The 10,536-nt window shown below is 74.3% G+C and carries 8 protein-coding genes and 1 tRNA gene; 6 read left to right on the top strand and 3 right to left on the bottom strand.

Annotated features, from left to right (window positions below; all coding sequences use genetic code 11):
* Nucleotides 1-154: 154 nt before the first annotated feature.
* Nucleotides 155-607 carry a GatB/YqeY domain-containing protein gene (locus tag ACJTNH_RS20585; protein WP_458179116.1) on the bottom strand — a complete coding sequence of 151 codons (453 nt, stop codon included), beginning with the start codon at nucleotides 605-607 and terminating at the stop codon, nucleotides 155-157.
* Nucleotides 608-709: 102 nt separating this feature from the next.
* On the opposite strand from ACJTNH_RS20585, the gene ACJTNH_RS20580 reads away from it, so the two are divergent.
* From ACJTNH_RS20580 to ACJTNH_RS20560, 5 genes are all read left to right on the top strand, one after another.
* Complete coding sequence (locus ACJTNH_RS20580; protein ID WP_458179114.1) at nucleotides 710-1,615, top strand: metallophosphoesterase; 906 nt, start codon at nucleotides 710-712, stop codon at nucleotides 1,613-1,615.
* A gap of 79 nt (nucleotides 1,616-1,694) precedes the next feature.
* A tRNA-Pro gene (locus ACJTNH_RS20575) sits at nucleotides 1,695-1,771 on the top strand.
* 102 nt (nucleotides 1,772-1,873) lie between these two features.
* On the top strand, nucleotides 1,874-3,247 hold the full coding sequence (locus ACJTNH_RS20570) for a hemolysin family protein (protein ID WP_458179112.1): 1,374 nt from the start codon (nucleotides 1,874-1,876) through the stop codon (nucleotides 3,245-3,247).
* A complete protein-coding gene (locus ACJTNH_RS20565) occupies nucleotides 3,244-4,335 on the top strand; it encodes a hemolysin family protein (RefSeq protein ID WP_458179110.1) in 1,092 nt (363 codons plus the stop codon). The genes ACJTNH_RS20570 and ACJTNH_RS20565 overlap by 4 nt, the downstream gene beginning before the upstream one ends.
* A 4-nt stretch (nucleotides 4,336-4,339) precedes the next feature.
* Entirely contained in the window at nucleotides 4,340-6,139 is a 1,800-nt protein-coding gene (locus tag ACJTNH_RS20560) for a prolyl oligopeptidase family serine peptidase (protein WP_458179108.1), read from the top strand.
* A gap of 201 nt (nucleotides 6,140-6,340) precedes the next feature.
* Here the strand turns inward: ACJTNH_RS20560 and ACJTNH_RS20555 are convergent, their stop codons facing one another.
* Both ACJTNH_RS20555 and ACJTNH_RS20550 read right to left on the bottom strand, forming a co-directional pair.
* The gene (locus ACJTNH_RS20555; RefSeq protein WP_458179106.1) at nucleotides 6,341-7,378 is read right to left on the bottom strand and encodes an aspartate-semialdehyde dehydrogenase; all 1,038 of its coding nucleotides are present in this window, start codon (nucleotides 7,376-7,378) and stop codon (nucleotides 6,341-6,343) included.
* Nucleotides 7,375-8,640, bottom strand: a complete 1,266-nt coding sequence (locus ACJTNH_RS20550) for an aspartate kinase (protein WP_458179104.1) — start codon at nucleotides 8,638-8,640, stop codon at nucleotides 7,375-7,377. Before ACJTNH_RS20550 ends, ACJTNH_RS20555 begins: the two co-directional genes overlap by 4 nt.
* Before the next feature lie 132 nt (nucleotides 8,641-8,772).
* Between ACJTNH_RS20550 and ACJTNH_RS20545 the strand changes: the two genes are divergently transcribed.
* Nucleotides 8,773-10,377 carry a phospholipase D family protein gene (locus tag ACJTNH_RS20545; RefSeq protein WP_458179102.1) on the top strand — a complete coding sequence of 535 codons (1,605 nt, stop codon included), beginning with the start codon at nucleotides 8,773-8,775 and terminating at the stop codon, nucleotides 10,375-10,377.
* Nucleotides 10,378-10,536 lie beyond the last annotated feature (159 nt).

The following is a 10,536-nucleotide window of genomic DNA, read 5'->3' as shown; positions in this document are numbered from 1 at the left end:
CCCCTCGTGAGGGTGGTGGCCCGCGGGGGCGGGCAGCGCGGGGGGGGGGGGGGGGCGGGGGGCGCCGCCCCCCCCCCCCCCGCCGCCGTCCGCGGGCTCGCGCGCGCCACCGAGCCGGTGCCGACCCGTTCGGCCGGGCCGGGCCGGGCCGGGCTCAGCCGAGCTGCTTGCGCACCTCCGCGGCCACCCGGCCGCCCTCGGCCCGGCCGGCCACCTGGCCCTGCACGGCGCCCATCACCTTGCCCATGTCCTTCATGCCACTGGCCCCGGTGCGCGTGATCACGTCCGCGACCAGCGCGGTGAGGTCGGCGTCCTCGAGCTGGGCGGGCAGGTAGCCGGCCAGCACGCCCTCCTCGGCCCGCTCCCGCTCCGCCTGCTCGGCGCGGCCGGCGCCGGCGAACGCCTCCGCGGCCTCACGGCGCTTCTTCGCCTCGCGGCGCAGCACGGCCTGCACCTCGTCGTCGGCCAGCTCGCGGGCCTCCTTGCCGGAGACCTCCTCGGCGCTCACCGCGGCGAGCACCATGCGCAGCGTGGCGGTGCGCAGCTCGTCGCGGCTCTTCATGGCGGTGGTCAGGTCGTCGCGCAGTCGGTCCTTCAGCTCGGGCACGGCACAGAGCCTGCCACCTCGACCCCGACCGGGACGACGCAGTTCGGCCCAGCCGTGGTCGCACCGACCGCCCGTGGCCGCCCGGCCCCCTAGGCTCGGCGCATGCGTGCCACCACCGCCGTCCCCGCCGCTCTCGTGGCCACCGGTGCCGCGACGGTCGCCTACGCGGGCCTCGTCGAGCGGACGCACTGGACGCTCCGCCGCTTCGACGTCCCCGTCCTGCCGCCGGGCTCGGCGCCGCTGACCGTGCTGCAGCTGTCGGACCTGCACATGACCGCCGGTCAGCGCAGCAAGCAGGAGTGGGTGGCGGGGCTGGCCGACCTGCGCCCGGACCTGGTGATCACCACCGGGGACAACCTGGCCGGGATGGACGCCGTCCCGGCCACGCTGCGGGCGCTGGAGCCGCTGATGGAGCTCCCCGGCGCCTTCGTGCTGGCCAGCAACGACTACTACGCGCCGCGGCCGAAGAACCCGCTCAAGTACTTCAAGACGAACCACAAGCGGGTGCACGGGGAGGAGCTCCCCTGGCGCGAGCTGCGCGACGGGATGACCGACCGGGGCTGGCTCGACCTGACCAACGGCACCGGCGCCCTGACCGTGGCCGGCACCCGGATCGCCTTCGCCGGGGTCGACGACCCGCACCTGGCGCGTGACCGTTACGACGACGTCGCCGGCCCGGCCGACCCGTTCGCCGACGTGCGGATCGGGCTGGTGCACTCCCCCGAGCCCCGGGTGCTCGACCGGTTCGCCGCCGACGGCTACGACCTGCTGCTGTGCGGGCACACCCACGGCGGCCAGCTGCGGGTGCCCTTCTACGGCGCGCTGGTCACCAACTGCGGCATCGACCGGCAGCACGTCCGGTGGCTGCACCGGTGGACGCCGCCGACCGCGGGGCACCCGACCGGCACCTGGCTGCACGTCTCCGCAGGGCTGGGCACCAGCCCGTACGCGCCGCTGCGGTTCGCCTGCCCGCCCGAGGCCACCCTGCTCACCCTCACCGCCCGCTGACCCGACCAGCGGGTCGATCGCGGGGCCGAAGGGGGCCGCAGAGCCGGAACGGGCATCGGTTACAGTTGTCGACGCACCTCGGGGTGTGGCGCAGCTTGGTAGCGCGCGTCGTTCGGGACGACGAGGCCGCAGGTTCAAATCCTGTCACCCCGACCACCCACTCAGGGACCGCCGATCCGGCGGTCCCTGAGTGCGTTCGGGGCCCAGGTCACTCCGCCTCACCGTTTCCGCCCACCGTCGCGAGGGCACCGGCCCCTGGTGACCGAATGGCTGCTCCTGCTCGCGGCCGTGGTGTTGACCGCGCTCACCGGGTTCTTCGTCGCGGCCGAGTTCTCCCTCACCACCGTCGACCGTGGCAAGGCGCAGGAGGCCGCCCAGGCCGGCGACACGGGTGCCGCCGGCGTCGTCACGGCCCTGCGGGGGCTGTCCACCCAGCTGTCGGCGGCCCAGCTGGGCATCACGCTGACCACCCTGGTCGTCGGGTTCCTCGCCGAGCCGGCGCTGGGCGGCCTGCTCGAACCGGTGCTCGAGGCGATCGGCCTCCCGGAGAACGCCACGAGCCCGATCGCCATCGGGCTGGCCATCTTCCTGGCCACGTTCCTGCAGATGATCATCGGTGAGCTGGGCCCGAAGAACCTGGCGATCGCCCGGCCGCTGCCGACCGCCTCGCTGGTCGCGCCCGGCATGCGCTTGTTCACCACGGTGGCCGGCCCGGTGGTCCGCTCCCTGCAGCGGCTGGCCAACGCGATCGTGCGCCGGCTGGGCTTCGAGCCCCGCGAGGAGCTCGACGACACCCGGGACGCGCAGGGCCTGGCCGCGGTCGCCCGCCGTTCGGCCGAGGAGGGCGACCTCTCCCCCGTCGCCGCCCGGCTGCTGGCCCGCTCGCTGGGGCTGCGCGAGAAGTTCGCCACCGACGTGATGACCCCGCGGACCCGGCTGTGGACGCTGAGTTCGGCGGCGACCGCGGCCGACGTCATCGACGCCGCCATCCGGTCGGGCAACTCCCGCTTCCCGGTCTACGGCGCCGACCTGGACGAGGTCACCGGCGTCGTGCACGTCAAGCACGCGGTCTCCGTCCCCGACGACGAGCGGCTCGAGCGCACCGCCGGTGAGCTGGCCGAGCCGGTGCTCGCCGTCCCGTCGTCCCTGCACCTGGACCCGCTGCTCGACCTGCTCCGCGAGCAGGGGCTGCAGCTGGCCCTGGTCGTCGACGAGTGGGGCGCCACCCACGGCATCGTGACGCTGGAGGACATCGTCGAGGAGCTGGTGGGCGAGATCACCGACGAGACCGACCGGCCGCTGCGCCAGCTGCGCCGGGACGGCGACGACTGGCTGCTGTCGGGCCTGCTGCGCCCGGACGAGCTCCGGGAGCGCACCGACATCACGGTGCCCGAGGGCCGCTACGAGACCGTCGCCGGCTTCGTCGTGGAGCAGCTGGCCCACCTGCCGGAGGAGGGCGAGTCGGTGGAGGTCGAGGGCTGGCGACTCACCGTCGACGAGGTCGAGGGCCGGCGCGTGTCACGGCTGCGGGCCACGCCGGCCCCGGACCCGGACGACGACCGGGTCGAGGACGTCGGCCGACCGGCCGGCGCCACCGCCGTCCGGCCCGAGCGAGAGGTGGCCCGGGCATGAGCGACGGCATCGCCCTGCTGGTGCTCGTCGTCCTGCTGCTGGGCAACGCCTTCTTCGTCGCCGCCGAGTTCGCCCTGGTCTCGGCGCGCGCCGACCAGATCGAACCGCGCGCCGAGGCCGGCTCGGTGCGCGCCCAGAAGACGCTGGCCGCGATGCGCAACGTCAGCCAGATGATGGCCGGCGCCCAGCTGGGCATCACGCTGTGCTCGCTGGGGCTGGGCGCGGTGGGTGAGCCCGCCGTCGCGCACCTGATCGAGGTGCCGCTGGAGGCGGTCGGTGCCCCGGAGGCGCTGCTGCACCCGATCGCGCTGGTGATCGCCCTGTCGCTGGTCACCGTGCTGCACATGGTGCTCGGCGAGATGGTGCCGAAGAACATCACCATCGCCGGCCCGGACCGGGCGGCGATCGCGCTCGGCCCGCCCCTGGCCCTGCTCGTGCGGGTGCTCAAGCCCTTCATCTGGTTCTTCAACACCGTCGCCAACGGCTTCGTGCGGCTGTTCGGGGTCACCCCCACCGACGAGGTCGCGGCCAGCTTCGACCAGGACGAGATCCAGTCGATGATCACCCAGTCGCGGCGGGAGGGGCTGCTGGGCGCCGAGGTCAGCGACCTGGCCGCCGGTGCGCTCACCTTCGAGCAGCACGACGTCAGCTCGGTCCTGCTGCCGCCGGACTCGCTGGTCACCGTGCCCCGCGCCTCCACCCCCCGGCAGCTGGAGGGCGTCGTCGCCGAGCACGGTTACAGCCGGTACCCCATGCGCGGCGAGGACGGCGCGCTGGTCGGCTACGTGCACGTCAAGGACGTGCTGGGCACCGGGCCCACGTCGCGGGACCAGCCGGTGCCCGACCAGGCGGTGATCGACTTCGTCGAGCTGAGCCCGGCAGAGCCCCTGCCGGAGGTGCTGCGGGAGATGCGCCGCTCCGGTGCACACCTGGGGCTGGTGCGTGACGGCGACCGGGTGCTCGGCCTGGTGGCGCTGGAGGACGTGCTGGAGCAGCTGATCGGTGACGTCCGGGACGCCGGTGTCCAGCGTCCGGCCGCCGGCCGGCCGCCCGTCGTGGAGGCCGGTGCAGGCGCAGGGGGAAGATGAGCCGGTGACCGCTGAGCCGACGTCGTCCCCACCAGCTCTCCCCGAGGAGGTCACCGCCCGCTGGCAGGCCCGGTTCCGGGCGCCGCGGGTGAGCCTGCCCGACTGGGCCGACGACGCCCCGCACCGCAGCCTGTACGCCTCCGACGTCAGCGGCGTCGTCGAGCAGTACGCCTGGGACCGGGAGACCGACACCCACCGGCAGGTCACCGACCGCGCCAACGGCACCCTGGCCGCCACGCTCAGCCCCGACGGCGAGACGATCTGGTGGTTCGCCGACACCGACGGCGACGAGTTCGGCGTCTGGATGACCCAGCCCTTCGCCGGCGGACCGGACACCGTCGCGCTGCCCGAGGTGGGCCCGGCCTACCCCGCCGGGCTGGAGATCGGTCACTCCGTGGTCGCCGTGGGCCGCTCGACCGACGACGGCAGCGAGCTGTGGATCGCCCCCGTCGGCGGCACCCCGTCGGTCTTCTACACCTCCCCCGACACCGCCGGCGTCGACGCGCTCTCCCAGGACGACACGCTGCTGGTCTACTCCCACTCCGAGCACGGCGACCCGCGCTACCCCGCGCTGCGGGTGCTGCGCACCGCCGACCTGTCGCTGGTCGCGGACAAGTGGGACGGCGAGGGCCGCGGCCTGCACGCGCTGAGCTTCTCCCCCGTCGCCGGCGACCAGCGCCTGCTGGTCGGGCACGAGCGCCGCGGTCGCGAGGAGCTGCTGATCTGGGACGTCGCCACCGGCGAGGAGACCGAGCTGCGGCTGGACCTGCCCGGCGACGTGACGGCCGGCTGGTACCCCGACGGCTCGGCGCTGCTGGTCGGCCACGACCACGCCGCGCGCAGCGAGCTGTACCGCTACGACCTGGTCACCGGTGCGCTGGCGCAGCTCGACACCCCGCGGGGCGTCGTGCGGGGCGCCACCGCCCGCCCGGACGGCTCGGTGGAGCTGGCCTGGTCGTCGTCGGAGCTGCCGCCGGTGATCCGCCGGGCCGACGGTCCGGTGGTGCTCGCCGCCCCGGGTGAGGCGCCACCGGCGGCCTACCCGGTCGAGGACCGCTGGGTGCCCGGCCCGGGCGGCGACGTGCACGCCCTGCTGGTCCGGCCCGCCGGCGAGGGCCCGTTCGCGACCGCCTTCCTGGTGCACGGTGGCCCGGAGTCCCAGGACGACGACTCCTACCGCGCGCGTCGGGCGGCCTACGTGGACGCCGGGTACGCCGTGGTGCACGTCAACTACCGCGGCTCCACCGGCTACGGCAGCGAGTGGCGCGACGCGCTGACCGGCCGGCCCGGCCTGACCGAGCTCGAGGACATCGCCGCCGTCCACGACGCCCTGGTCGCCGAGGGCGTGGTCGACCCGGCCCGCACCATCCTCACCGGCGGCTCGTGGGGCGGGTTCCTCACCCTGCTCGGCCTGGGCACGCAGCCCGAGCGCTGGGCGGCGGGGATCGCCGAGGTGCCGGTGGCCGACTACCTGGCCGCCTACGAGGACGAGATGGAGGGCCTGCGGGCCTACGACCGCGCGCTGTTCGGCGGTTCACCCGAGGAGGTGCACGACGTCTACGTGCGCTCCTCGCCGCTGACCTACGTCGACGCGGTGGCCGCCCCGGTGCTGGTGGTCGCCGGCGCGAACGACCCGCGCTGCCCCATCCGGCAGATCGACAACTACCTGGCCGCGCTGACCGAGCGCGGCAAGGACCACGAGGTCTACCGCTTCGACGCCGGCCACGGCTCCCTCGTCATCGAGGAGACCATCCGCCAGGTCGAGGTCGCCCTCAGCTTCGCCCTGAGGCACGTCGAGCCGTAGGACGCCGACGCACCTGCGAGCTACGATGACGGACCACGGCACCGCAGCGGAGCTGCGGTGCTCGCCCGGCGCGGGGCCGGAGGCTCCCGCCGGGCGAGCACCGCGTGCCGCAGTCGCCGCCCGTCGCGGCGGCCGGAGGCTGCCCGACGAGCGGCGACGGAACGGCTCAGCGCAGGCCGGGCACGGCTCCTGGCCGCGGTGTCACGCGGAGCGTGACGAAGCAATGAGCTCCGCGATCTGCACGGTGTTGAGCGCCGCGCCCTTGCGGAGGTTGTCGTTGCTGACGAACAGCGCCAGCCCGCGGTCGCCGTCCTGCCGGATGCGGCCGACGTAGCTGGGGTCGGTGCCGGCGGCCTGCAGGGGGGTGGGGACGTCGGTGAGCTGCACGCCCGGTGCGCTCGACAGCAGCTCGGTCGCCTGGGCCACCGACAGCGGCTGGGCGAACTCGACGTTCAGCGACAGCGAGTGGCCGGTGAAGACCGGCACGCGCACGCAGGTGCCGGAGACCCGCAGGTCGGGGATGCCGAGGATCTTGCGGCTCTCGTTGCGGAGCTTCTGCTCCTCGTCGGTCTCGAAGGTGCCGTCGTCGACGACGGAGCCGGCCATCGGCAGCACGTTGAACGCGATGGGCGCCACGTACTTGACCGGGGCGGGGAAGGTGACCGCGCTGCCGTCGTAGGCGAGCGCGTCGGCCTTGTCCACGACCGCCTTGACCTGGCCGTGCAGCTCCTCGACGCCGGCGACGCCGCTGCCGGAGACCGCCTGGTAGGTGCTGGCCACGATCCGGACCAGCCCGGCCTCGTCGTGCAGCGGCTTGAGCACCGGCATCGCGGCCATGGTGGTGCAGTTCGGGTTGGCGATGATCCGGCCCTCGGCGGCCAGCGCGATGTCACCGGGGTTGACCTCGCTGCAGACCAGCGGGATCGCCGGGTCGCGGCGGAAGGCGGAGCTGTTGTCGATGACGGTGACCCCGGCGGCGGCGAACCGCGGCGCCTGGGCCCGCGAGGTGGTGGCGCCGGCGGAGAACAGCGCGACGTCCAGCCCGGTGGGGTCGGCGGTGGCGGCGTCCTCGACGACGACCTCACCGTCGCCCCAGGGCAGGGTCTTCCCCGCCGACCGGGCGGAGGCGAAGAACCGGATGGAGGCCAGTGGGAAGTCGCGCTCGGCCAGGATCGAGCGCATGGCCACGCCGACCTGCCCGGTCGCGCCGACGATCCCCAGGTGCAGCGGGCGGCTCATCGTCCGGTACCTCCGTAGACCACTGCCTCGGCCTGGTCGGAGCCGAGGTCGAACGCGTCGTGCACCGCGCGGACGGCGAGGTCGACGTCGGTGTCGCGGCAGACGACGGAGATGCGGATCTCCGAGGTGCTGATCAGCTCGAGGTTGACCCCGGCGTCGGCGAGCGCGCCGAAGAACTTCGCCGAGACGCCCGGGTGCGAGCGCATCCCGGCACCGACGAGGGAGACCTTGCCGATGTGCTGGTCGAAGCTGACGCCGGTGTACCCGACGGTGTGCTTGACCCGCTCCAGCGCCGCGATCGCGGCCGGCCCGTCGCTCTTGGGCAGGGTGAAGGAGATGTCGGTCAGCTTCGCCTCGGTGGAGACGTTCTGCACGATCATGTCGATGTTGATCTCGGCGTCGGCGAGCACGCGGAAGATCTGGGCGGCCTCGCCCGGCCGGTCCGGCACACCGGAGACGGTGATCTTGCCCTCGCTCCGGTCGTGTGCGACGCCGGTGATGATCGCCTGTTCCACGGTGAGGTCCTCCATCGAACCGGTCACGATCGTGCCGGGGAGCTGTGAGTAGGAGCTGCGCACGTGCACCGGGATGCCGTACCGGCGGGCGTACTCGACGCAGCGGAGCATGAGCACCTTCGCCCCGGAGGCGGCGAGCTCGAGCATCTCCTCGTAGGTGACGGTCTCCAGCCGCTTGGCGTTGGGCACGATCCGCGGGTCGGCGGTGAAGACGCCGTCCACGTCGGTGTAGATCTCGCAGACGGCGGCGCGCAGCGCGGCCGCCACGGCGACGGCGGTGGTGTCCGAGCCGCCGCGGCCGAGGGTGGTGACGTCCTTGGTGTCCTGGCTGACGCCCTGGAACCCGGCGACGATGACGATCGACCCGTCGTCCAGGGCGTCGCGCAGCCGGCCCGGGGTGACGTCGATGATCCGCGCCTTGCCGTGGCTGGAGGTGGTGATCACCCCGGCCTGCGAACCGGTGAACGAGCGGGCCTCGTAGCCGTGGGTGGAGATGGCGATGGCCAGCAGCGCCATCGAGATGCGCTCGCCGGCGGTCAGCAGCATGTCCAGCTCGCGACCGGGCGGGTCGGCGGTGATCTGACTGGCCTGGTCGAGCAGCTCGTCGGTCGTGTCGCCCATCGCGGAGACGACGACGACCACGTCGTCGCCGTTCTTCTTCGCCTCGACGATGCGCTCGGCCACGCGCTTGACGCGCTCGGCGTTCGCGACGGAGGAACCGCCGTACTTCTGTACCACCAGGGCCACGGCACCAGGCTACCGGCGCGGACCAGCCGGTCTCACCGACGCCGGTCCGACGTTCACCTGGTGGGACGCCGCTGGGCCACCCGAGGGTGAGGTCACGTTCTCCTCACGCCGCCGACGCGGTTGGATCACCGCGTGACCGATCCCGAGGACTGGCTGCTCACCGGCGCAGAGCGCGACAACCCGGACACGGTGATCCCCGCGTGGACGGCCGGCAACCTCGCCGAGCCGCTGGTCCACGGCGCGGCCTACTTCGACCGGCTGGTCACCGCGGTGCAGGGCCTCGAGCCCGGTGACCACCTGTTCTTCACCGACTGGCGGGGTGACCCCGACGAACGGCTCCGCGAGGACGGCCCGACCGTGGCCGAGCTGTTCGGGGACGCCGCCCGGCGCGGGGTGTGCGTGCGAGGCCTGGTCTGGCGGTCGCACTGGGACGGGCTCAGCTTCAGCAAGGCGGAGAACGCCTCCCTCAACGAGGCGATCGAGGACGCCGGCGGTGTCGTCGTGCTCGACCAGCGAGTGCGCCGGCTGGGCAGCCACCACCAGAAGTTCGTCGTCCTGCGGCACGTCGGCCGGCCCGAGCGGGACGTCGCCTTCGCCGGCGGCATCGACCTGGGCCACTCCCGCCGGGACGACGCCGGGCACCACGGCGACCCCCAGCCGCAGTCGATGTCGTCGGCGTACGGGGAGCGGCCGCCGTGGCACGACGTGCAGCTGCAGCTGCGCGGGCCGGTCGTGGGCGTGCTGGACACCGTGTTCCGGGAGCGCTGGGACGACCCGACCAGTCCGGACTCGGAGAACCCGCTGGCCTGGGTGCACGACAAGGTCCTGGCCCTGCGCGGCAGGTCGCACATGGACCCCACGCCGCTGCCGGACCAGCCCCCGCCGCCCCCGACGTGCGGGCCACACCTGGTGCAGACGCTGCGCACCTACCCGAAGGTGTGGCCGGCGTTCGACTTCGCGAAGCAGGGCGAGCGGTCGGTGGCCCGGGGCTACTCCAAGGCGATCCGCCGCGCCCGCCGGCTGGTCTACCTGGAGGACCAGTACCTGTGGTCGAAGGAGGTGGCCGAGCTCTTCGCCACGGCGCTGCAGGAGAACCCGGCGCTGCACCTGGTCGTCGTCGTCCCGCGGGTGCCCGACCAGGAGGGGGCGGTCTCCGAGCGGCCGCAGTACGTGGGCCGGCAGCGGGCGCTGGACACCGTCCACCGCGCGGCCCCCGGGCGGGTGCACGTGTTCGACCTGGAGAACCCCGAGGGCACGCCGGTCTACGTGCACGCCAAGGTCTGCGTGGTCGACGACGTGTGGGTCAGCGTGGGCAGCGACAACTTCAACCGGCGCTCCTGGACCCACGACAGCGAGCTGTCCAGCGCCGTCCTGGACCTCACGCCGGACGAGCGGGAGCCCCGCGACCCGGCCGGGCAGGGCGACGGCGCCCGGGTCCTGGCCCGCGACCTCCGGCTCGAGCTGGCCCGTGAGCACCTCGACCGGGCCACCGACGGCTCGGAGGACGCGGACCTGCTCGACCCGGACGACTTCGTCGCCGCCGTCGGGGCCTCCGCCGCCGCGCTGCAGGCCTGGCACGACGGCGGGCAGGTGGGGCCGCGGCCGCCGGGCCGGCTGCGGCCGCACCGGGCGGAGACGCTGTCGTTCGCCACCCGACTGTGGGCCGTGCCCCTCTACCGGCTGGTCAACGACCCCGACGGCCGCCCCATCCGCCTGCGCCGCGCTCACGGGTTCTGACCAGGCACGTCGTCTGCGCCCGTCCGGCCAGGTCGGACCCGGCTGGACGGTGTCCACCGGACAGTGGGGGGGGGGGGCCCCCCCCGCGGGCGGGGGGCGGGGGGGGGGGGGCGGCGGCCGCGCCCGGGGGGGGGGGGCGGGGGGGGGGGGGGGGGGGGG

The sequence above is a fragment of the Modestobacter lacusdianchii genome (assembly GCF_054177765.1).
Note: the sequence above shows the minus strand (reverse complement) of the source record. Positions and strands in the feature narration are given on the sequence as shown.